The following is a 22238-nucleotide window of genomic DNA, read 5'->3' on the forward strand; positions in this document are numbered from 1 at the left end:
GGTCTCGATCATGTAGTCGGTGTCGGCAATGTCGCGGTAGGCGATCACGCCCTTCAAGTCCTTGCCGGGCACCGGCAGCATGAACGGGTTGGAGCCGGTGCACATGAGCAGCCGGTCGTAGCCCGCCTCGGTCACGCTGCCGTCCTTGCCGGTCGCGCGCACGATGCGCTTGACGCGGTCCACCTCGGTCACGGTCTTGCCCGCGTGCAGCGTGATGTGGTTCTCCGCATACCACTCCCAGCTGTTGAGCACGATCTCCTCGACCGTCTGCTCCCCGGCCAGCACCGGCGACAAGAGGATCCGGTTGTAGTTGGGATGCGGCTCGGAGCCAAACACCGTGATCTCGTACAGATCCGGCGCAATCTTGAGCAACTCCTCCACCGCACGTACACCGGCCATGCCGTTGCCGATCAGCACGAGTTTCATTTTTTCAGTCATGGGTTGAACCTTTCCTGGACTCAAGCAAGGGGATGCGTACGGCGCGCGTGGAGAATCGCGCCATGAGCTTTGAAGTGGACATTGGCTACAGCAGCCTGCGCGGGCCGCGCGACGTGAACGAGGATTTCGCCGGTGCCGTGCATGCGCCGCCGGGCGACGAGGCGCGCGGGCTGATCGCAGCGATTGCCGATGGCGTGTCCATGGGTGGCCGCGGCCTGGAGGCGGCGCAGACCACGGTGATGGGCCTTCTGGCCGACTACTTCTCCACCCCCGACACCTGGGAGCCGACCGCCGCGCTCGACCGTTTGATCGGCGCGCAGAACGCCTGGCTGGCCGACCACAATCGCCGCCGCCAGGGCAGCGGCACCGCGCTCACCACCATGACCGCACTGGTTCTGCATGGCCAGAGCTACACGTTGGCGCATGTGGGCGACACCCGTGCCTGGCACGTGCGCGAGGGCGGCGAAGCCGCCGTGCCGCTGACGCAGGATCATGCCTTCGACCATCCCGATCTGCGCAGCCGCCTGACGCGTGCGATCGGCCTGGACGACCAGGTGCGTGTCGACTACTCCGAAGGCAATGTGCGCGTGGGCGACTGCTTCGTGCTCAGCACCGACGGCGTGCACGGCGTGCTCAAGGCGCAGCATCTCGCGGCGCTCGCGCTGCAGGGCAGTGCCGGGCAGGCCAGCGAAGCGCTGGTGCAGGCCGCGCTGGCGGGCGGCACGCGCGACAACGCCACGGCACTGGTGATTCGCGTCATCGGCCTCGATGCGCGGCAGCTGGACGACGAGCAGGGCGATGCGCGCCGGCTGGCACCGCCGCCCGCGCTGAAGGTGGGCGAAGTGCTCGATGGCTACGTCATCACTGCGCTGGTGGCCGATACCGGTGTTCACCTGCTCTACCAGGCGCGCGATCCGGCCACCCGCGCCCTGGTGGCGCTCAAGACCCTGCATCCGTCGCGCGCCAGCGATCCGCAGGAACGCGCGATGCTGGCGCACGAGGCCTGGCTCGGGCTGCGCGTCAGCGCGCGCGGCGCGGGCGGCTTCGTGCGAGTGCACGAGCGCAGCGAACACGCGAGCGCCCTGTACACCGTGTTCGACTGGCATGGCGGCCGCACGCTGGAACAGCTGCGCAAGTCCGGCCAGCGCGGCACGGTGGCCGAGGCGGTGGCCGCGGCCATCGAAGTGGCCAAGGCACTGGGCCGGCTGCACCGGCACGGCGTGGTGCATCGCGACATCAAGCCCGGCAACCTGCACCTCGGCGACGACGGCCGCTGGCGCATTCTGGATCTCGGCGTCGCGGTGTCCGGCCGCGAGGGCGCGGTTCAACGCGAGTTGCATGCCGGCACGCCGAGCTACATCAACCCCGAGCAGTGGGAGGGCGCCGGCGCCGATGCCGCGAGCGACTTGTTCGCACTGGGCGTCACGCTCTACCAGTGGCTGGCCGGGCGCCTGCCATACGGCGAGATCGAGCCCTACCAGGTCGCGCGCTACCGGCGCGATCCGGTCGCGCTCTCGCGCATCCGGCCTGATGTACCGATGTGGCTCGACCACCTCGTGCGCAAGGCCGTGGCGCGCGATCCCCGGCAACGCTTCGAGACGGCCGAAGAAATGCTGCTGGCGCTCGAGCGCGGCGCCTCCCGTCCGGTCGGTGCGCCCAGCGCCACGCCGTTGATCCGGCGCGACCCGGCGGCGCTCTACAAGATCGCGCTGGCCGTGTCGCTGCTGTTCAACGTGCTGCTGGTGGTGTGGCTGCTTTTCCTGCCGCACTGAACCGACCTGTACCGTCATTGGCGTGCGGTGCTGCGGGCGCCGGCGGGCTTGGCCGGGGAAGATGGCGCGGTGCGGGCGCGGCCGCCTTTTTCCGCCCAGGTGCGCGTCCAGCGGATCTGCATCACGCGCATGACGCCCAGCATGACCAGCGACAGCAGGGCGAAGAAGACGAAGCCCCAAAGGTAGGTGCCCAGATACTGCTTCGACAGGCCCATTGCGTTGGGCACCAGGCCGCCGCCAAGGGCACCGATCTCGCCGATCATCGAACCGGCCACCGCCGTGCTGGTCGGCCAGCGCAGCGGCACCAGCTGGAACAGGGCGCCGTTGCCGGCGCCGAGCGCGGCGAAGGTCACGATCAGCAGCAGCGTGGTGAGCGTCAGCGAGGCCGATGAGAGCCCCACCAACGCCAGGCCCACGGCCACCACCAGCAGCACCAGCGTCAGCGTGTTGACGCCGCCCCAGCGATCCGAAATCCAGCCGCCGACGATGCGAACAGCAGCGCCCATGAAGGCTGCCAGCATGGTCAGTTGCCCGGCCTGCACCTTGCTCACGCCGAACTGGTCGTAGTAGTAGGAGGGCAGGAAGGTGATGAGGCCGATGAAGCCACCGAAGGTCACGCCGTAGATCAGGCTGAACACCCAGCCGTCCTTCTCGAACAGGCAGGCAATATGCTCACGGAAGCTGGCATGGCTGTCGACGTCGGGCGGCTCCTTGGCATACAGAACCATCACGATCATCGGCAGCAGGATGGCACCCGCCGCCACACCGTACACGCTCTGCCAGCCCAGCCACTGCGCCAGCGGCGGCGCCACCAGCACCGACACCGCGGTGCCGACGTTGCCGGCGCCCACCAGTCCCATGGCCAGGCCCTTGTGTTGCGGCGGAAACCAGCCCGAGCCGAGCGACAGCGCAACGCCGAAGCTCGCGCCGGCAATGCCCAGCAGCACGCCCATCGCGAGCAGGTTGTTGAAGCTCGTCACGAAGAAAAAGCCGAACAGCATCGCCACGGCGATCAGGCCCATCTCGACCAGCGTGGCGTTCTTGCGACCGATGTACTGGGACAGGATGCCCAGCGGGAAGCGCATCAGCGCCCCGGCAATGATCGGCACCGACAGCATCAGGCCCTTTTCGGCCGGCGTCAGGTTGAAGGTCTCGCCGATGAAGGGCGCCATGGCACCGTTCAGAACCCATATGCAGCATGAGAACGAGAAATAGAGAAACGCGGCAAAGAGGGTGGGTGAGTGGCCCGATCTCAGGAAGCTCTTGAAGGTTGACATGGCAACAGGCAATGCAAATGCCGGAACGCAGCCATCGCGCGGCCGCATCGTCGGACTGGTTGGGGGGAGGTTGCCGGCGGCGTTGCCGGCGGACGGGGTGTCAGGTCAGGCGCTGGTTGCGCCAGGAGCTTTCGCGAGGCCGCGAAAGTCACACCAAAGCGGTGCTTCGTTACACCGCGAGCAATGAACAGAGCAAAAAACGTGCCTGAATGGTTTCGCTGCTTCCCCCTTATGCTTTCCACGGTGACGCCGCACTTCAACACACCGTTCCCCCTGCATTGCCTGACGCCCGGGTCAGCGGATACGCCCGACCTGCCCGAGGGCGTGCGCCGGGCGCTCGCCGATTCCGGGCTGGCCGTTGTCCACCACCGAGGGCTCGAGACGCTGCCGCCCCCCAGCGAAAAAAAGGAGGCTGACGAGGCGCAGCTTCTGATCTGCGCCTCGGCCGACATGGACAAGGTGCTCGAACTGCTGGGTGCATGGGCTGGGTCGCCGCCGTGGCCAGTGAGCCTGCTGAGCCCCCCGCTGGGTGCGGCGGTGCACGAGGATCTGATCCGCGCCGGCGTCCACGCATGGGCCGCCATGGATGCCATCGATGAAGCCGAGCTTGCGGCCCTGCTCGCCCGGTCGCGGGCACGCTGGCGCCGCGAGGCCGCGTTGCGCGTCGAATTGGTGCAGTTGCGCACGCGAATGGACGAGCGCAAGTGGGTTGACAAAGCCAAGGGCCTCCTGATGCTGGCGCGCGGAATGGGCGAGGACGAAGCATTCGGACTGTTGCGTCGTGCCGCCATGCACGCCAATCTCCGGTTGGGGGAAGTGTCGCGCTCCGTCGTGGATGCCGCGCAGTGGGCGGAGGCGATCAACCGAGCCGGCCAGCTGCGCATGCAGGCCCAGCGACTGTCGCGGCTGGCAGCGCAGGCGCTGGCGGGTGTCGATGTGCCGCGCAGCCGCGAGCAGCGCGGGCAATCCGCGGAACGCGTGCAGGAGAACCTTGGATTTCTCGAAGGCCTGAGCCTGCTCGGCGAAGCCGCTGCGGCGCTCGATCGCACCAAGGCGGCATGGCGTGCGCTCCAGGCCGCGTGGACGCCGCGCGTAGCCGCGCCAGCGATGGCTGTCATCGATGCCGCGGCGGAGGCGCTGCTGCGGAGCGCCGACGCACTTACGGCGGCGCTCGAACGCGCGAGCGGGCGGCGGGCGCTGCGGATCATCAACCTCTGCGGTCGGCAACGCATGCTGGCGGAGCGGCTTGCCAAGGATGCGCTGCTGGCCTTGACCCAGGTGCCCGATCAGGGCCCCGGGCTGGCGGCTACGGCGGACGAGTTCGAGAAGGCCTTGCGCGAGCTGGAAAACGCGCCCCTGACTTCGCCCGAGATCCGCACCGCGCTGGGCAGGGCGCGCGACGAATGGCTTCGCCTTGCGCGCGGCGTGCAGGGCATCAACCGGCCGCAGGGCGGCCTGGAACTCGTGCGATCGGCCGAAGCGCTGGTCGACACCTTCGACCACCTCGCCGCACAGTACGAACACAGCGTCCAGGTCATCATGTCCTGAAGGCCGCAGAGCCGGGTGGGGCGCGGTTGCATTGACAGCGCTTGCGCGGGACGAAACAATCCCCGTGTTGTACGACATCGTATGACGGCAATATTCAAGTGCTCAAAACCTATAAAGGAGACGATTCATGCCAACGCGTACGAGGTGGTTCCACGATCCTGCCTTCCCTTCCTTCCCCGCCTGGCTATCGGGAGTGGCCACGCTGCTGCTGGCGACAGGCGCCCAGGCCGCAACCTTTGTCTATGTGTCGAATGCCGACAGCCAGGAGATCTCGGTGCTCGAACTGGACCGCGCCCAGGGGCAACTCAAGCCGGTGGAAACGGTCGGGGTTGCCGGCACCGTGATGCCGATGGTCGTGAGCGCGGACAAACGGTTCCTGTACGCGGCGCTGCGTTCCCAGCCCTACCGGGTCACCAGTTTCGCGATCGACAGCGCCAGTGGCCGGCTGCGCAAACTGGGTGAAGCACCCCTGGCCGACAGCATGGCCAACATCGACCTGGATGCCACCGGCCGCTGGCTGTTCGCCGCGTCCTACCCGGGGCACAAGATCACCGTCAACGCCATTGGCAAGGACGGCGCGGTGGGCGCCGTGCAGCAGCTGATTCCGACCGCACCCAATGCCCATGCCATTCATGCCGATGCGTCCAACCGCTTCGTGCTGGCAAGCAGCCTCGGCGGGGACAACCTTTCGATCTGGCGCTTCGATGCCGAGAAGGGGCAACTCACGCCCGGCGATCCGCCACTCGTTTCCGCCGCACCGAAGTCGGGCCCGCGTCATTTCGTCTGGGACAAGGCGCAGCGTTTCGCCTACCTGCTGAACGAGCTCGATGCTTCGCTTTACGCCTATGCCTGGGACGGCGCGCGCGGGACGTTGCGCGAGTTGCAGCGAACGACCACCTTGCCAGCCGGATTTGCCGCCAAGCCCTGGGCGGCGGATCTGCATCTGACGCCTGACGGAAAGTACTTGTACGCTTCCGAGCGAACCTCCAGCACGATCTCCGCGTTCCGGGTCGATCCGGCCAGCGGCCTGCTGCAGCCGCTCGGGCAGACGCCGACCGAAAAGACGCCGCGCGGATTCGCCATCGATTCGACCGGCCGCTACCTGGTGGTTGCGGGGCAGGAGTCCCACAGCGTGTCGGTGCACCCTATCGATGCGGCAAGCGGTGCCTTGGGTGCGCCCAGGAGCCTGGCCGTCGGCAAGAATCCGAACTGGATCGAAATCGTCGATCTGCCCTGAAGCGCTTTACTGGCCCAGCTTGATGCGGGCGCGTTCGAGCAGCGCCTGGGCCCCGTCGAGATCGGCCGCGACGCCGTAGACGACGTGATCCGGGCGCACGAGCGCCGCGCCGCAGCCCTGCTTGTCGAACCAGCGCGCGATGACGCCGTCGGCCTCCGCGAGGCAGACAAGATCCTCCAGGTTTCCGGCATCGCCCAGGCAGACGGCTGTGGCGCGCAGGGCCCGCAGACCGGCGGCCAGGCGGCCGAACTCTTCGCGGGAAGGCGCGTCGCGCAGAAACAGCAGGAAGCCGTGGGGCAGGAGGTCGTCCATCATCTGCGCGGCGCCCTGCTGGCCGATCCGTCCCACCGCCTGCGGGAACGGCGTCCCCGCGGGGGCACGCTCGCCCTCGATCAAGCCGTGGCGCACGCCGGGCAGAAGGCTCTGGCGCAACTGCATCCGAACCTCGCCGCCCTGCTGCGCGCGCAGGCCGCGATCGCGCTCCGCGGCCCGTTCGGCGTCGCGCTCGCAGATGATCTGGCCCAGGCGCTTGACGGTCTGCGTGGTGTCCTCGACCTGCGGGCCGCGCTCCGTACCGTAGCTGTCCAGCAGCCTGTCGGGCGCTTCGCCGCGCAGCACCCAATCGAGCTTCCAGGCCAGGTTGAGCGCGTCGCGCAAGCCCTGGCACATGCCCTGTGCCAGGAAGGGCGGCATCTGATGCGCTGCGTCGCCGGCCAGCAGCACGCGCTGCTGGCGCCACTGCTCGAGGACGACCGCATGGAAGCGGTAGGTCGCGGCCCGCCAGATGCGCGCCTGGTGCGGCGCCAGCCAGGGCGAGAGCAAGGCCCAGATCGCGTCGTGCGGCATCTCGCGGTGCGCCGCTTCGTGCGGCAGCAGCAGGAACTCCCAGCGCCGGTGCGTGCCGGGCCCGACCACGTAGGTGCAGGGGCGCGCCGGGTCGCAGTACTGGATGTTGGTGGCCGGCAGGCGATCGAGCATGTCCTCGTTCACGTGCATGTCGACCACGATCCACGGCTCGTCGAATTCCAGGCTCTTGAGGCCGAGTCCGAGCCGCTTGCGCATCGGGCTGGTGCCGCCGTCGCAGGCGACCACGTAGCGCGCCTGCACTTGGGCAGGGGCGCCGTCCGGCGCCTGCACGGACAGCGTCGCGTACTCGCCATCCTGATCGGCGGAAACGACTTCATGGCCCAGGTGAACCGAGACTGATGGCATCTCGCCCACGGCGCGGCGCAACGAGACTTCGAGTGCCGGCTGGTTGAAGGTGTACGAAGGCGCCCAGGCCAAAGGGTAGGGCGACGGGCCCATGTCGAAATGCTGGATCGGCTTGCCATCGGCACCCTGGTAGATCGTGGGGCGGTAGGGCGTCATGTGGGCCGCCAGGGCGCCTGCGATGCCCAGCTCCTGGAAGGTGCGCATTGCCTCGTGGTCGAGCGCGAAGGCGCGCGGCAGGGGGTAGATCTGGTCGGACTTGTCGAACACGGCCACGCGTCGGCCTCGCCGGCCCAGAAGCGCTGCCAGTGTTGCACCGACCGGGCCGAAGCCAATGACGGCGACATCGACAGGCTCGTCGAAGGTGTGATTCACTCGTTCTCTCCAAATGCAGGAAGTGAGAATTGTGCATAAAAACAAGCGTTATGGATCGAGGGTTCTTCCCGATGGCGTCGGCTGCGTCGTCGCAGAAAAATGCACAAAACCAACTTTGTGCATTTAACAAGGAGACAAGATGTCAATGATGAAAGCCGCCCGACTTCACAAGGTCGGCGCACCGATGCAGATCGAACAGTTGCCGATTCCCCAGCCCGCAGCCAACGACGTACAGGTGAGGGTGCATGCCTGCGGCATCGTGCCGAACCTGGGCAATATCCTGGCGAACTGGACCACCTGGTTCCCCGAGCTGCCGCTGCCGCCGCTGCCCGCCATCTTCGGGCTCGACCCGGCGGGCGAGGTGACGGCCGTCGGCTCCCACGTCCACACCTGGAAGCCGGGCGACCGCGTCTACGTCAATCCGAGCCTGTACTGCGGCGGATGCAGGGCCTGCCGCAATGGCGACCTCATCAACTGCACGCACTACGCATTCAGCGGCTACTTCGGCTTCTCGCAGAACGCGCTCAAGCTCTACAAGAACTATCCCTACGGCGGCCTGGGCGAGTACATGATCGCCCCGCAGTACGCGTTGGTGAAACTGCCCGACAACGTGAGCTTCAACCAGGCGGCGCGCTTCGGCTACCTGGGCACCATGTACTCCGCGATGCGCAAGGCGCAGGTTGGGCCGGGCCGCAGCGTGCTGATCAACGGCATCAGCGGCACGCTGGGGATCGGCGGCGCGCTGTTCGGCCTGGCGATGGGCGCCACGCGCATCCTCGGCACCGGCCGCAACAAGGAACTGCTCGAGCGCGTAAAGGCGCTGGCGCCGGATCGCATCGAGGTCTTCTCGAACGCCAGCGGCGAGGCCATCGACGCCTGGGCCAAGGAACGCACCGGCGGCCTGGGCGTGGACACCTTCATCGATGCGCTGGGGCCGGGCGCGCCGCACGAGTCGCTGCAGCAGGGCATCCGCGCGCTTAAGCGCGGCGGCCGCGCCTTCAACATCGGCGCCATCGCAGGCATGGTGGGCATGGATCTGCACACCATGATGGACGAGCAGCAGAGCATCGAGGGCTCGGCATGGTTCACCGCCGGCGAAGGGCAGGACATGGCCGACATGGCCGAGGCCGGAACGCTCGACCTGTCTGTGTTCGAGCATGTCTGCTATCCGCTGGACCGCGTCAACGAGGCGATCTCCGGGATCGCGACGCGCAATGGCGGCTTCAGCAACTTCGTCATCAACCCCTGAACGGCGCAGCCGGGGCGCCGAAGGCGGCCGCCCCGCGCCTCTTCTCCGCGCCTAGCCGCGGGCGCGCGCCAGCATCCCGATTTCAAGCAACAGATCGTGCAGCGCCGCCTGGACGAACTCGAGCGTGCTCGCATCGACCAGCCGCCCGTCGCGCACGCGCTGGCCCACCCCTGCGATGGCGACGTGCTGCCGAACCACCGGGCGCGCCAGCGTGGCGGCCAGCGCGTCTCGTATCTGCGCTTGCGCCCGCACGCCGCCGGCGGTGCCGGGCGAGGCGGTCATCACCAGCGCGGGCTTGCCCTTGAGGGGCGAGGCGAATCCGGGCCGTGATGCCCAGTCGATGGCGTTCTTGAGTACGCCAGGCATGCCGTAGTTGTATTCGGGCGAGCACAGCACGAGCCCGTCCGCCTCGGCGATGGCCTTCTTGAGGCGGGCGACCGGCTCGGGCGGCGTGTCGCCATCCAGGTCGGCGTTGTAGATCGGAATGTCATCGAGCGGAAACAGGTCGATGTTCGCCGTGGCGGGTAGCAAGGGCGGCAGGCTGCGCAGCACCGCGGTGCAGTTGGACTCGCGGCGGATGCTGCCGGAGATGGCAAGCAGCCGGATGGATCGGGACGGGGTTTGGGTCGACATGGAACAGGAGGAAGTGTGGAGAAGAAGTTTATGCAGGAAAGAAGACTTGCGCACAAAACAAATATTGAGCATTAGGGTTCGTCCGGATGAAGATCTGGAGGCGTCGATGCATATTTGCACAAAAGATGTTTTGTGCATTTTATTGAAATTCTCAGGAGACCGATCATGAAAGTCAGACGAGTGGTTCTAGGCGTGGGTTCGAACGGAAAGTCAGGCGTGCTGTCAGACGCGGCCGCGCCCCGCAACATTGCCTTCAAGACCGTGCCGGGCTTCGAGGCAACCTTGCTCTGGTCGACGGCCGCGTCGAGTGAGGCAGGCAGCAGGAAGGCATTTGCTGATTCGAGCATCGAAGCCAACTTCCTGCCCGGCCAGGGCGAGTCGCGCCTGATGTTCGTCACGTTTCCGCCCGACGCCGTGATGATGCGGGCGGACTTCGACGGCGCGGCGTTCGGGGCAGAGTTCGGGCAGTTGCTGCCAGGCTTTGCAGAGACCTTCGAGCCGGATGCGCCTGGCATGCACACCACCGACAGCATCGACTACGACGTCGTGCTGGATGGCGAGATCACTCTCGAACTCGATGACGGCCAGGAGGTTTTGCTGAAGCAGCACGACGTTGCCGTGCAGCAAGGCAACCGGCATGCCTGGCGCAACAAGGGCGACAAGCCCGCGACGATGCTCTTCGTGCTGATGGGCAAGAAGCGCGCAGCCTGAGCCTTGATCCCCATGAGCACTTCCAATCCATCCGACGACGCCAAGACGTTGATCGACCTCGAGCAGCAGCGCTGCAACGCCATGGTGAATGGCGACACCGACCGCCTGCGCGAGTTGCTGCACAGCGATCTGACGCATGTCCACGCCAAAGGGCAAGTCGACGGCTTCGACAGCTACTTCAGCACGGGTGGCTTCAACGTTCACTACCAGCGGATCGAACGATCGGAACTCGCCGTGCGCGTGATGGGCAACAGCGCCCTGATGACCGGCCGCCAGCTGCTGGTGGGCGTGCGCAAGAACGGCACCGGCACAGTGACCATCGACTCCCGTGTCATGCAGGTCTGGGTGAGGGAGGGCGAGCGCTGGCGCCAGCTCGCATTCCAGACCACGCCCACCGAAATGAGCGTTGCCTGACCTCGCCCCTTGAATCAACCCGGAGACATCCATGACCACAAAGCAACAACGCCGCGACTTCGTTCGCGTTCTGGGAAGCGCCGCACTGGCGGCCTCGGTGCCAGCCTTCGTGCGGGCGCAGGGCACCGACGCCAAGATCAAGTTCGGCTGGGCCATCTCGAAGACCGGCCCGTTCGCCGGCGGCGCTGCGTCAGCGCAGCTTCCCAACTACCGGTTGTGGGTCGATGACGTTAACAAGGCGGGCGGCATTTCGGTCGGCGGGGCGAAGCACCTCGTCGAAGTCGTCGAGTACGACGACCGCAGTCAGCCGGAAGAGGCGGTGAGGGCGATCGAGCGCATGGTCAACCAGGACAAGGTCGACTTCCTCCTGCCGCCGTGGGGCACCGGCATGAACCTGGCCGTTGCGCCCGCGTTCCACAAGGGCAACTTTCCCATGATCACGCCCACCTGCATCACCGATCAGATGCCGCAACTCGTCAAGCGCTGGGACAACATGTTCTCGCTGCTCGGCACCCCGTCCAGCTACTCGGATGCAATCGTCGGGCTGCTCACGCAGATGCGCAACGACGGCAAGATCGGCAGCAAGGTGGCCATGGTGAACGTGACCGACCAGGGCGGACTGGAACTTGCCGGCGCTGCGCGCAAGTCGCTGAAGGCCGCGAAGTTCGAGGTTGTGGTCGACAGCAGCTATCCGATTTCGACGCAGGACATGACGCCCCTGATTGCCGATGCCCAGCGCACCAACCCGGACGTCTTTCTGGCGTTCAGCTATCCGCCGGACACCTTGGGCTTGACCGAGGCCGCGCGCGTCCGCGGCTTCAATCCGAAGGTGTTCTACGCAGGAATCGGCACGGCGCTGCCGCTGTACGTCGGCAAGTTCGGCGCGAATGCCGAGGGCGTCATGGGCCCGGGCGGATGGAACCCGGCGTCGGACACCATCAAGGCTTACATCGCCAGGCACACTGCGTTGATCGGGCAGCCGCCCGAGCAGTGGGTCAGCGTGCTCTGCTATTCGGGCCTGCAGGCGCTCGCCCAGTCGATCGAGAAGGTGGGCAAGCTCGACCGGCCGGCCATCATCAAGACGCTCGGATCGACGACCTTCGACACGGTCGCCGGGCCATTGAAGTTCGACAACCATTTCATGGCGGGCGGCTGGACGGTCGGGCAGTGGCAGGGCGGCACGTTCTCGGGAATTGCGCCGAAGCAGACGGGCGCGAAAGACCCCGTCGCAAAGCCGGCCTGGAAGGCCTGAAGCCCTTCATGAGGCTGATCGATGCATTGATCTTCGGGCTGACACTGGGCGGAACCTATGCGCTCATTGCGCTGGGTCTCAACCTCCAGTACGGCGTCGCCCGCATCCTCAACCTCGCCTATGGCGAGATGTTGATTGCCGCGGCCCTGGGGGGGCTGGTGCTTTTCACGCGCGCCGGTGTCTCGCCGCTGGTCGCGCTTTTGCTGCTCGTTCCGGTCGCCGCGGCCGCCGGTGCGCTGCTCTACAAGGTGGCCTTTCTGCCGCTGGTCAGGCGCGCCCGCAGCCGTGACGCGCTGGAAGCCGACAGCATCCTGTCGACCTTCGGCCTGCTGTTCGTGATCCAGGGCCTCATGCTCACCGGGTTCGGCGGTAACTACCTGAGCTACTCGTTCCTGTCGATCCCGATCGAAGTGCTGGGAACCACGGTGGCCGCCAACCGCCTGCTCGCACTCGTGGTTGCGCTGGTGCTGGGCGGTGCGCTGTTCCTCGTTTTGACCCGCACGCGGATCGGCACCGCCCTGCGCGCGGTGGCCGTCGACCCAGGCTCGGCGCCGCTGGTGGCGATCGACGTGACGAAGATCGCGATGCTTGCCTTCGCCATGGGCACGGCGCTGGTCGCCATCGCCGGCGTGCTGGTCAGCATGTTCTCGACCTTCAGCGCCACCATGGGCGTGCTCTTCACCATGAAGGCCTTGATCGTCGTGATCATGGGCGGCGTCGGCAACTTCGTGGGCTGCGTGCTGGCCGCACTGCTGCTGGGGTTGAGCGAGAGCCTTGTTTCCACCTATGTGGATCCGGGCCTCACCCTGGCCGCCAACTACGCCATCTTCCTTCTGGTGCTGGTGTTCCGGCCCTCTGGCCTCTTTGGAAGGGCTGGCCGATGACATCGAAATCCAGGCTCTTCCTTGCGCTGTCGCTGGCAGCCTTCATCGCGCTGGCGTTTGCACCGCAGACCGGGAACGACTACACGACGTCGCTGTTGATCAACCTGCTGCTCTACGCCAACCTGGCCACGGCCTGGGGCATCTTCTGCGGCACGACACGCTTCATCTCGCTGGCGACCGTCGCGTTCTTCGGGGTCGGGTGCTACAGCGTCGCGGTGCTGTCGGAGTTTCTGCCCTGGCCGGCGGTGCTCGCCGTGGCCGCCTTGCTGGGCGGCGCATTGGCCCTCGCCATCGGCATCTGCACGCTGCGTCTTTCCGGCATGTACTTCGTTGTCTTCAGCTTCGGAATCGCCGAGCTGATCCGCCAGCTCGTGACCTGGTACGAATCCAAGGTGGTGGGATCGGTCGGGCGCTATGTGTTCCTGGAGATCACGGCGGCGCAGATCTACTGGCAGCTCCTGGCGTTGCTGGGGTTGCTCTGGCTCCTGGGGGCCTGGCTCTCGAAGTCCCGACTCGGTTTTGCACTTCGCCTGATCGGTGAGGACGAAACCGCGGCGCGCAGCTGCGGCATCAACACCGTCGGTGTCCGGCTCGCGGTGCTGACGGGGACGGCCATGTTCATGTCGGTCACCGGCGCGATCGTGGCGCCGCGCTGGACTTACATCGAGCCTTCCATCGCGTTCAACTCCCTCGTGTCGTTCCAGGTCGTGGTGATGGCGCTGCTGGGTGGCGTGGCGGCGTTCTACGGGCCGATCCTGGGCGTGGTTCCGCTGGTGCTGGCGTTCGAGGTGCTCACCAAGTACTTCCCGGATCACTTCAGCATCGTGCTGGGCGCTATCTTTCTCGTGATCGTGTACCTGCTGCCACGCGGCCTGCTCGGTGCCGGCGAGAAGTTCTGGAGGCGCCGATGAGCGCGTCACTGCTGGAGGTCAACGACCTGTCCCGGCGCTTCGGCGGGCTGAAGGCGGTCGAAGGCCTTTCGCTCCATGTCGGAAAAGGCGAGATCGTCGGCTTGCTCGGCCCCAACGGCTCCGGCAAGACGACGGCGCTCAACCTGATCAGCGGTGCGCTGCAACCGGATCGCGGTTCCGTCAAGCTCGATGGACAGGAAACCGCCGGTGCGTCGAACTTCAAGGTCGCGCGCCTGGGCATCGCGCGCACCTACCAGCTCGTGCGCCTCTTCAAGACCATGAGCGTGCTGGAAAACGTGGTGGCCGGGATGTCGTTCACGCACGAGCGCCGTTTCGGAACCGAGGCCAACACGGACGCGTCGGAACTTCTGGAGCGGGTCGGCCTGGCGGCCCGGGCGTCCCAGCGCGCCGAAGACCTGACCTACATCGACCAGAAGCGGCTCGAACTGGCCCGCTGCCTGGCAAGCCGTCCGCGCGTGTTGCTGCTGGACGAGTGGCTGGCCGGATTGAACCCCACGGAATTGTTTCAGGCGATCGAACTCGTGCGTTCGTTGAAGCACGATGGCGTCTCCATCCTGATGGTCGAGCACGTGCTGGAAGCCGTCCGGTCGCTGTGCGATCACTGTGTGGTCATGAACGCTGGGCAGCGCATCGCGACCGGCACGGCGGCGGCCGTGCTGGCGGATCCCGAAGTGGTACGCGCTTATCTTGGAGACGATCATGCTTGAGATCAGGCAACTGAGCGCGCACTACGGCATGCACCAGGCGCTGGCCGATGTGGAGATTCACGTGGGTGCTGGCGAGGTCGTCAGCGTGCTGGGTGCCAACGGTGCGGGCAAGTCGACGCTGCTTCGATGCATCGCCGGGCTGATGCCGGCCAAAGGCGCGCAAATGAAGCTGGGCGGCAAGGCGCTCACCGGCCTCAAGGCCGACCAGCGGGTGGAGGCAGGCATTGCCCTGGTGCCCGAAGGACGCGGCGTGTTCGGCGACCTGACGGTGATGGAGAACCTCTTTTTGGGCGCCTATCCGCGGCGTGCGCGCGCGAACGAGCAGCGCAACCTCGAACGCGTGCTCGAGCTTTTTCCGAGACTGCGCGAGCGACTGCCCCAGATCGTGCGAACCATGAGTGGGGGCGAGCAGCAGATGGTCGCGATCGGGCGCGCGCTCATGTCGAGCCCCGATGTGCTGCTGCTGGATGAGCCTTCGTTGGGCCTGTCGCCGCTGATGGTGTCGGAACTCTTCAAGTCCCTCGAACGGGTTCGCGACGACAAGGTGTCGATCCTGCTCGTGGAGCAGAACGCCAAACGCAGCCTGTCGCTCTCGAATCGCGGCTACCTGCTGGAGCAGGGCCGCGTCGTCGGTGCCGACAGTGCCGGCGCCTTGCTTGCAAGCGAGGCCGTGCAGCGCGCCTACCTTGGCGGGTGAGCGGCGCGGATGAACTCAGCGCTGGCCGTCGTGAACCTTGATGCCGTCCTTCGTGAGGCCACCGAGGCGCGCGTGGACGCGACCGCCGGTTCCCATGATCAGCGCGAACAGGATCTCCTTGGGCCGCGGCGCATCCTGGATGCCGATTTCCATGCTGTTGTAGTGGCTGCGAACGTAAGAGGCGTGGATGTTGTGCAGCGGAACCATCAGCCGGTAGCCCGTGGCCGCGACGGCCTTGGCCGCTGGCACCATCGCCTTCGGCTCGCCGAGCACGGCGCGCATTGCCCAGCCGCCGGCCTCGTGCCACACCGCGCCGTGTTCCATTTCGCCGTCAACACCCACAATGGCGGCCTTGCTGTACACCTCGACGTTCTCCTTGCCGAGCGTGGCCACCAATTCTTCGGCAAGCAGGGTGCCGAGCGTGCGCAGTTCCGCCATGAACGGCAACAGATCCGGTTCGTAGCGGCCGGCATAGGGGTTCTTGATGACGGCGCACGACGCGGCCAGCTTCAAGGGCGTGGCCGCCACCGGGCCGCCCTCGTGATAGATGGATTCGACGGTCAGGCTTCGCTTGCGGATTTCGATCAGGGACATGGAGCGGCTTCAGGATGTTGAACAATTAAATGTGCATGAAAATTAGTTTATGCACAAAAATATCTTCAGCTCCTAGTGTTTCCCCTACTCGTCTTGTGCATCGAAAGTGCCTTATGGCGTTTGCATGCTTTCTTTTTTTATGCATAAAATGAGCGCCATGAACAGTCTCAACATCAACGCGACCGATTCCTCGACGCCGCTGTCGGAACAGGCTTTTCGCAGTCTCCGGCACGACGTCCTGGTCGGTACCTTCGAAGCGGGCAGCAAGCTCAAGCTCGACGAGTTGCAGGGCCACTACGGCTTTTCGAGCAGTCCGTTGCGCGAAGCGCTGAGCCGCCTCACGCAGGAAGGGCTCGTCCGCGCCGACGAGCGGCGAGGGTTCCGCGTCGCGCCGATCTCATCGGAAGACTTGAACGACATCACGCACATGCGCCTCATGCTGGACGTCCAGGCGCTGGGCAGCGCCATCGAACTCGGCGACGACGCCTGGGAGGGGGCCATCGTGGCGGCCTTTCACCGGCTGGAAAAAGTGGAATCCCGCCTGAGCGACGGGCCGGTCATCCTGGACGAGGAGTGGAGTGCGGTTCACCGGACTTTCCATGCTGCGCTGATCGCCGCGTGTGCGTCGGAACGGCAACGGGTCTGGAGCGCGAGCCTGTTCGATCAGGCCGAGCGCTATCGGCGCTTCTCCGCGCGCTACCGGCAAGCCGGCCGTCGCAAATCCAATGAGCATCGCAAGATCATGGATGCCACCCTGCGCCGCGACACCGAGACGGCTTGCGCGTTGCTCTCGGAGCACATCCTGAGCACGCAACGCAACGTGGAAGCCGCCATGCGGCGCGCCGCTGACGCCTGAAAAAAGCCGCACGCCGCGCTGGCGTGCGAGACACCGAGACTAGGAGACGCACATGCTCAAGGTCGGCAGACCCACGCCTTCGCACTTTGGAATCTACGTAACCGACCTCGACAAGATGGTTGCGTTCTATACCGAGGTGTTCGACCTGACCATCACCGACACCGGCGTTGGCAAGACCTTCAAGAACAAGTTGGTGTTCACGAGTGCCAGCCCGGACCAGCATCACCAGCTGGTCATCGCTTCCGGCCGGCCTGCCGACGTGAAGTTCAGCACGGTGATGCAACTGTCTTTCGCCGTGCCCGGCATCCAGTCGATGCGCGACATCTGGGCCAAGGCCGAGGCGCGCGGGGCAACCGACATTCGCGGACTCAACCATGGCAACGCGCTGTCGGTCTACATGCTCGATCCCGAAGGCAACATGGTCGAGATCTACGTCGACACGCCTTTCTATGTCGAACAGCCCCATGGCGACCCGCTGGATCTTTCGCTGTCCGACGAAGAGATCCTGCGCGAGACCGAGGCGATCTGCCGCCGCGATCCGACCTTCAAGACCCTGGCCGACTGGCAGGCTGACTTTTTGAGCCGTGCGCCTTTGCCGAGTGCGTGATCCGCTGCCGACCGGCGGCGGAAGCGAAGGGGCGGAAGGCGTACTTGCGCAGAGGGGCCTGACATCAAGCTCTAACATCCGCTTATGTACGTCGGTCATTTCGCCATCGGCCTGGCGCTGAAAGCACGCTATCCAGGAGTACCCGCCTTGCCAATCATGCTCGGCGCAGGTTTCCTGGACATTCTTGATGGCATCTTCATCGTCCTGGGCTGGGATCGCGTGGCGCCGAACCTGCTTGCCGGCCCATACCTCTTCTTCGACCTCAAGTTCATAGACTGGGACCACTCATTGCTGGCCGGGTTGTTCTGGTCCGCGATCTGGGGCGCGCTTTTCCTGCGAGACAGGCGGGTCGCGACCCTGGCGTTCGTCGCGGCCCTTTCGCATCTCGTCGCAGACTGGCCCGTGCACAACCACGATATGGCGCTGTATCCACACGCCGAGACCCATGTGGGCTATGGGCTGTGGGGCAAGCTGGGCACTGCGTCCTGGGTTCTGGAAGGTGTCCTTGCTGCAGCCTTGGCCGCGTACGCATGGGTCGCAAGCGCCCGCCGCGGGGTCAGCCTGCTCTGGCCTTCGATACTGCTCGTTGTCCTGTTCCTGAACCTCTCACCCTGGCTTTCGCCTATGAAGCACGTCGCCGGGTTGGACGAACCTTTGACTTATCTGCTGCACGGCACGCTGGTCGCCCTCGGCTTTCTTGTGCCGGGTGCTCTGATGACGTGGCTTATCAATAGGGCGGAAAGCAAGGGGACGCGCCTCGGTTGACCCATTAACCCCGTTCGCCTCGTCGTCCCAGCCGCCGCAGGCGGGAGGATCGACCTCCGTGCTCAGCTTGCTGCAACGCCCCTGTTTACCGGCTCGAACTGTTCTGCCCGGCGTCTGGAGTCCGCTTTGCAGCGGAACCGGACTGTCGTCGGTTGAGGCTAGACTTCCGAGTTCGGCCAAGAGCGGACTTTGGTCACGACCCCTCAGTTTTGGTACCGCGCGGCTTTTCACAGTGATCGGACGTTGGTAAAGTCAGTCAAAAGTCATGAACCAAGCCAATCCCTACTGGGCAAGCCTTGAGGCCGCGCTGGCCGACACGTCTGGGATCATCGTGCCCAAAGGTGAGGAAGAGGTGACGTACTTTGAGAAGCTCCGGTCGAGTATTCGAGCCCACGCCACCGCCGCCGAGAAGGTGTCCGCCACGGTCGTCGAACCTGGATTTTCTCATCGCGAACTCGGGACGAAGATTACTGGATACCTGCTCGCGAGGTCGGAAGGTTACTGGCTGGTCTTTGAGCCCGACGAGGGCGAGTACTACTGTTTCTGGGGATCAGACGCCGGCAGTCTTGGGGCCCATGGCGTCTGTGGCAATCCGCTCTACTGCTGGTGGGACTGAGCGAGAACGGAGAAGCTTCACCGGTCAACCATCGACGGCCGCAGACGGCCTGCAGCGGACCTTCGGCGCTGGTTTCCGACGAAATCATCTTGAGCGTGTGCCCACCTTTCATCATGGATAAATTCTTGCTGCAGCAGCAGGTGCTGGAACGGCTCGCCGAAGATCTGCTGCAAGCCGAACAGGCAGTGCGGGCGGCCCATGAAACGGCGACTCACGAAGAAAACATTGCCGAGAACAAATACGACACATTGGGACTCGAAGCCGCCTACCTGGCCACCGGCCAAGCTCGGCGCGCCGAAGGCATCCGCCAGGCGATAGCCAATTGGCGCCAATTCCGCCTGCGTCCCTACGACACCAGCAAAGGTATACAGCTCGGCGCGCTGGTCTGCCTAGTCGATTCCGACAAAAAGCAGCAACAGCTCTTTCTCGGGCCGGATGGGGGCAGCATGAAGTTGGTCAGCGGCGCTCAGCTCGTTCAGGTCATCAGCAGCGAAGCCCCTTTAGGCAGGGCCATGCTGGGTAAATGCGAGGGTGATGAGGTGGCGATACAGGTCGCTCCAATCCGACAGCAGTTTGAGGTGCTGTGGGTTCAATAGGCCGCAAGCAAGCTCACGCCGAATTGGCCGAGGTCAGCAGACGTGCAGGCGTCATGAACGTACCGACTGGCTGGCAACGTCAGCAGTACTTTGAAACTGGCCACTGTGTCCGAGATGCCAGTGGCGCATGGATGACCGCTGCGTGGCCCAGACCGTGAACTCAGGGGGCCGACATCGCCGGCTGCAACCGCGGCAAATCCGTCAGTAAACCTCTCGCATTGAAGGACTGATTCGGGCCCAAGCCGCCTGCTACGATGACGGAAAACGGCCACAACCGGACCTTCGCTCATTTCGTCCAATCGAGTCTTATGCCGTACCTTCAGTTAGACGTGACCAGCAGCTATTCCGTAGGCGACAAGAAGCGGTTGGCCGCGGCGATGAGTGATACCTACGCGCGCATGATGTCCGTGGACATTCGGCGAATCAGCGTCGCCATCCGTGAGCTGGGCGAGGGCGGGGTGTGGCGCATTCCAGAGATGGGGGGCGAGCCGGCTCCCGTCTCAATGCTTATGTTGGACATCCGCAGAGGCCGGCCTGCCGAGCTGCGAATGCAAGTAGCAAAGGCCCTCTGCCAGCACTGCGCTGACATTCTCGGCCTGCAGGAGAATCGACTCAACGTCGAGTTCACTCAGCACGACGGGGACGAGATGTACCACCCGGCGCTTGGCGGTTACAGCCCAGACTGGAAGCCCGGCGAAGTGTGAGACGGCCAGGAGAGCCCGAGGCATCGACCGGTTGAATCCGCCACCCAAAGCGGTACTTCAGGCTGCGCGATTCGCCTCCCAGAAGCTGTCTATCCAGGGCGCGATAGCGGCGGACAGGAGTGCTAACGAAGGCGCCGCAAGACAACAACCGCTGAATGAACTCCAGCGGCGATATCACCAAGTGAGTGGTGCCGTCGCGCCACGGTGTCTCGAGCTTGGGCAGCACCTGTCCGGCGGCGTTGCACTGCACCTGCTCGTCGAATCGAACCGGGCGTGTGACGTGCGGCACAGCTACTCAAGCCAGCGAGAATCTGGGCCGGCTGTGGACGGAGTGGCATGCGCGCTGACGCGCGCTGTAATTCAGCCGGCCCAGGCGAAGGGCGCGAAGTGGCCGTTGCGCGTGCCGGTCGAGTCGTTCCACTTGATGCCGAAGACGTTGAACAGGCTGCGAGTCGCCTTGGCCAGTGACAGTCGGCTGTTCACCGGGTGCGCGGTGTTGTCCACGCCGATCGCTTGGCCAGGCGCGCTGGCGCTGGGGATGCCTTCGCAGGCCTGATCCACCAGGTCGCCTGCACGCACTGCTCGGTTCAGGCCGTCCACATCGAATTGGATCGGCCGACGCTCGACGCCTGCGATCTTGCCGACGAGCGGCCCCAGTGCGGCCATCGGCCCGCCGACCGCGCCGGTGGCGATGGCGCTGATCGCCTCGACTTGCGCGTCGCTGGCGCGCTCGTCGATGATCAGCCCGACGGTGATGTTGCCCGCGCCCATCGCGCCCGGCGCATGCATCATCACGATGAAGCTCAGGCCGTCGAGTGGCACGCTGTCCTTGTACCCCTTCTCAATTCGCATTGTCACCGCCGCCTTGCAGTCGCCCTCGGTCGGAGTGGCCGCCAGGTTGGAAGTGATGCACGGGCACAGCAGCGTGCAGTTGCAGGTTTCCATGTATTCGCCGCTAATCTGCCAGGTCGCCATGACTGATCCTTCCTGCGGGTGAACATGCGGCCGGACGATCCGGGCAACCGGCCGCTCGTGCCGATGGGGAGAGGTGACGTTACGCCCAATCAACGGTGCGCGCAATCGCAGTGCCCACGATGAATCCGGGGGCTATTGCGGTTGACAAGCAGCGCCGCGCCGCTCATGGTGGGCCGATGCCGTCTAGGCGCCAGCGCAACCAACAATGACCACCCACGCCGAAGAGGGGCCGCAACGAGCGCCGCGAACGCAAGGCCTGTCGAAGGCGGCCGCACTGTGGCTGGCGCTCGCCGTGCTGGGCTGGGCCGGCTTGGCCTGGCTCGCTTTCGACATGGGCCATCCGCTGGCGCAGCTGACCATGCCGATGTCGCCGCAGTGGAGCGCGGCCAACCTGCTGGCCATCGTCGCCATGTGGGCGGTGATGATGGCCGCGATGATGCTGCCGTCGGCGCTGCCGATGGTGCAGGCATTCGTCGCGCTGTCCCGGCGCAACGGGCAGCGCGCGCGCTCGCGCCAGTTCGTCGGCGCCTACTTGCTGGTGTGGTTGATCTTCAGCGTCGCGGCGACCGCGGCGCAATGGCTGCTTCAGGCCGTCGGCTGGGTGAATCCGATGATCGTCAGCACCTCGGCGATGCTGTCGGGCGCGCTGTTGCTGGTGGCCGGCGCGTATCAGTTCTCGTCGCTCAAGCGCATCTGCCTGGCGCGCTGCCGCACGCCGATGGGCTTTCTCGTTGGCGAATGGCGCGGCGGGCGCTTCGGCGGCTTCGCCATGGGCTGGCGCCACGGCCTGTTCTGCCTGGGCTGCTGCTGGGCGCTGATGGCGCTGCTGTTCATCGGCGGGGTGATGAACCTGGCGTGGATCGCGGCGCTGTCGATCGTCGTCGCAGTCGAGAAGCTCGCGCCACGCGGAGAACGCGTCGCGACGCTGCTCGGCCTGGCCTTTCTTGGCGCCGGCGCTTGGCGGCTTCTGCCGCTGCTGCTGCCGGACTGACCCAATGCCGTACGGCTTCGTCAGCGTGACCAAAATGGAGGAACGCTCCCGCACGTCAAACGACTACCGCTCCGCCCACTGCTGCGAGTAAAGCCATGGCGTTCTCCACCGCCGGAGAGCCGACTTTGTTGGCCGTCTGCTCCTGGCCGAGGCTGTGTGGAAACTCACGCGGCACACGAGTATGCCCAACTCAGCAGCT

At 65.5% G+C, this 22238-nt stretch carries 24 protein-coding genes; 18 read left to right on the forward strand and 6 right to left on the reverse strand.

Annotated features, from left to right (window positions below; all coding sequences use genetic code 11):
* Positions 1–438, reverse strand: a 438-nt coding sequence (locus ACSFA8_RS18215) for an FAD-dependent oxidoreductase (protein ID WP_435480891.1), incomplete at its 3' end; no start/stop codon positions are given.
* Positions 439–500: 62 nt separating this feature from the next.
* Between ACSFA8_RS18215 and ACSFA8_RS18220 the strand changes: the two genes are divergently transcribed.
* On the forward strand, positions 501–2210 hold the full coding sequence (locus ACSFA8_RS18220; RefSeq protein ID WP_435480892.1) for a bifunctional protein-serine/threonine kinase/phosphatase: 1710 nt from the start codon (positions 501–503) through the stop codon (positions 2208–2210).
* 14 nt (positions 2211–2224) lie between these two features.
* On the opposite strand, the gene ACSFA8_RS18225 is transcribed toward ACSFA8_RS18220, so the two are convergent.
* Entirely contained in the window at positions 2225–3487 is a 1263-nt protein-coding gene (locus tag ACSFA8_RS18225) for an MFS transporter (protein ID WP_435480893.1), read from the reverse strand.
* A 243-nt stretch (positions 3488–3730) separates the two neighbouring features.
* On the opposite strand from ACSFA8_RS18225, the gene ACSFA8_RS18230 reads away from it, so the two are divergent.
* Positions 3731–5035, forward strand: coding sequence for an ANTAR domain-containing protein (locus tag ACSFA8_RS18230; protein WP_435480894.1), 1305 nt, complete (start codon positions 3731–3733; stop codon positions 5033–5035).
* A gap of 127 nt (positions 5036–5162) precedes the next feature.
* Positions 5163–6272, forward strand: a complete 1110-nt coding sequence (locus ACSFA8_RS18235) for a lactonase family protein (protein ID WP_435480895.1) — start codon at positions 5163–5165, stop codon at positions 6270–6272.
* Positions 6273–6278: 6 nt separating this feature from the next.
* Here the strand turns inward: ACSFA8_RS18235 and ACSFA8_RS18240 are convergent, their stop codons facing one another.
* Complete coding sequence (locus ACSFA8_RS18240) at positions 6279–7856, reverse strand: bifunctional 3-(3-hydroxy-phenyl)propionate/3-hydroxycinnamic acid hydroxylase (protein ID WP_435480896.1); 1578 nt, start codon at positions 7854–7856, stop codon at positions 6279–6281.
* Between the two features lie 145 nt (positions 7857–8001).
* Between ACSFA8_RS18240 and ACSFA8_RS18245 the strand changes: the two genes are divergently transcribed.
* The gene (locus ACSFA8_RS18245; RefSeq protein WP_435480897.1) at positions 8002–9105 is read left to right on the forward strand and encodes an alcohol dehydrogenase catalytic domain-containing protein; all 1104 of its coding nucleotides are present in this window, start codon (positions 8002–8004) and stop codon (positions 9103–9105) included.
* Positions 9106–9156: 51 nt separating this feature from the next.
* Here ACSFA8_RS18245 and ACSFA8_RS18250 read toward each other — a convergent pair whose 3' ends face one another.
* Positions 9157–9738: an NADPH-dependent FMN reductase gene (locus ACSFA8_RS18250; RefSeq protein ID WP_435480898.1), complete on the reverse strand. Its 582-nt coding sequence runs from the start codon at positions 9736–9738 to the stop codon at positions 9157–9159.
* A gap of 165 nt (positions 9739–9903) precedes the next feature.
* Between ACSFA8_RS18250 and ACSFA8_RS18255 the strand changes: the two genes are divergently transcribed.
* Genes ACSFA8_RS18255 through ACSFA8_RS18285 form a run of 7 tightly spaced genes read left to right on the forward strand, consistent with a single transcriptional unit; the run spans position 9904 to position 15335 of the window.
* Positions 9904–10449: a cupin domain-containing protein gene (locus tag ACSFA8_RS18255; RefSeq protein WP_435480899.1), complete on the forward strand. Its 546-nt coding sequence runs from the start codon at positions 9904–9906 to the stop codon at positions 10447–10449.
* A gap of 12 nt (positions 10450–10461) precedes the next feature.
* Entirely contained in the window at positions 10462–10863 is a 402-nt protein-coding gene (locus ACSFA8_RS18260; protein WP_435480900.1) for a nuclear transport factor 2 family protein, read from the forward strand.
* A 31-nt stretch (positions 10864–10894) separates the two neighbouring features.
* Positions 10895–12115 carry an amino acid ABC transporter substrate-binding protein gene (locus tag ACSFA8_RS18265; protein ID WP_435480901.1) on the forward strand — a complete coding sequence of 407 codons (1221 nt, stop codon included), beginning with the start codon at positions 10895–10897 and terminating at the stop codon, positions 12113–12115.
* An 8-nt stretch (positions 12116–12123) separates the two neighbouring features.
* Positions 12124–12999, forward strand: a complete 876-nt coding sequence (locus tag ACSFA8_RS18270) for a branched-chain amino acid ABC transporter permease (protein ID WP_286546819.1) — start codon at positions 12124–12126, stop codon at positions 12997–12999.
* On the forward strand, positions 12996–13910 hold the full coding sequence (locus ACSFA8_RS18275) for a branched-chain amino acid ABC transporter permease (protein WP_435480902.1): 915 nt from the start codon (positions 12996–12998) through the stop codon (positions 13908–13910). The genes ACSFA8_RS18270 and ACSFA8_RS18275 overlap by 4 nt, the downstream gene beginning before the upstream one ends.
* Entirely contained in the window at positions 13907–14638 is a 732-nt protein-coding gene (locus tag ACSFA8_RS18280) for an ABC transporter ATP-binding protein (RefSeq protein ID WP_435480903.1), read from the forward strand. Before ACSFA8_RS18275 ends, ACSFA8_RS18280 begins: the two co-directional genes overlap by 4 nt.
* Positions 14631–15335, forward strand: a complete 705-nt coding sequence (locus ACSFA8_RS18285; RefSeq protein ID WP_435480904.1) for an ABC transporter ATP-binding protein — start codon at positions 14631–14633, stop codon at positions 15333–15335. The genes ACSFA8_RS18280 and ACSFA8_RS18285 overlap by 8 nt, the downstream gene beginning before the upstream one ends.
* 15 nt (positions 15336–15350) lie before the next feature.
* Here ACSFA8_RS18285 and ACSFA8_RS18290 read toward each other — a convergent pair whose 3' ends face one another.
* Positions 15351–15929, reverse strand: coding sequence for an amino acid synthesis family protein (locus tag ACSFA8_RS18290; protein ID WP_435480905.1), 579 nt, complete (start codon positions 15927–15929; stop codon positions 15351–15353).
* Between the two features lie 139 nt (positions 15930–16068).
* Here ACSFA8_RS18290 and ACSFA8_RS18295 point away from each other — a divergent pair, with 139 nt between their 5' ends.
* The 6 genes from ACSFA8_RS18295 to ACSFA8_RS18320 all read left to right on the forward strand — a co-directional run bounded on the left by ACSFA8_RS18295 (position 16069) and on the right by ACSFA8_RS18320 (position 20073).
* Positions 16069–16785 (forward strand): FCD domain-containing protein, encoded by a 717-nt coding sequence (locus ACSFA8_RS18295; protein WP_435481088.1) that lies wholly within the window; start codon positions 16069–16071, stop codon positions 16783–16785.
* Between the two features lie 52 nt (positions 16786–16837).
* Positions 16838–17392 carry a VOC family protein gene (locus ACSFA8_RS18300; protein WP_435480906.1) on the forward strand — a complete coding sequence of 185 codons (555 nt, stop codon included), beginning with the start codon at positions 16838–16840 and terminating at the stop codon, positions 17390–17392.
* Between the two features lie 84 nt (positions 17393–17476).
* Entirely contained in the window at positions 17477–18157 is a 681-nt protein-coding gene (locus ACSFA8_RS18305; protein ID WP_435480907.1) for a hypothetical protein, read from the forward strand.
* Between the two features lie 265 nt (positions 18158–18422).
* Positions 18423–18773 (forward strand): hypothetical protein, encoded by a 351-nt coding sequence (locus ACSFA8_RS18310; RefSeq protein ID WP_435480908.1) that lies wholly within the window; start codon positions 18423–18425, stop codon positions 18771–18773.
* A gap of 113 nt (positions 18774–18886) precedes the next feature.
* A complete protein-coding gene (locus ACSFA8_RS18315; protein WP_435480909.1) occupies positions 18887–19369 on the forward strand; it encodes a GreA/GreB family elongation factor in 483 nt (160 codons plus the stop codon).
* Between the two features lie 308 nt (positions 19370–19677).
* Positions 19678–20073 (forward strand): tautomerase family protein, encoded by a 396-nt coding sequence (locus ACSFA8_RS18320; RefSeq protein ID WP_435481089.1) that lies wholly within the window; start codon positions 19678–19680, stop codon positions 20071–20073.
* A 360-nt stretch (positions 20074–20433) separates the two neighbouring features.
* On the opposite strand, the gene ACSFA8_RS18325 is transcribed toward ACSFA8_RS18320, so the two are convergent.
* Positions 20434–21048 carry a DUF1326 domain-containing protein gene (locus tag ACSFA8_RS18325; RefSeq protein WP_435480910.1) on the reverse strand — a complete coding sequence of 205 codons (615 nt, stop codon included), beginning with the start codon at positions 21046–21048 and terminating at the stop codon, positions 20434–20436.
* A gap of 205 nt (positions 21049–21253) precedes the next feature.
* Here ACSFA8_RS18325 and ACSFA8_RS18330 point away from each other — a divergent pair, with 205 nt between their 5' ends.
* Positions 21254–22039, forward strand: coding sequence for a DUF2182 domain-containing protein (locus ACSFA8_RS18330; protein WP_435480911.1), 786 nt, complete (start codon positions 21254–21256; stop codon positions 22037–22039).
* Positions 22040–22238 lie beyond the last annotated feature (199 nt).

The sequence above is a fragment of the Variovorax nitratireducens genome (genome assembly GCF_051216545.1).
Taxonomy (GTDB): Bacteria; Pseudomonadota; Gammaproteobacteria; order Burkholderiales; family Burkholderiaceae_C; genus Variovorax.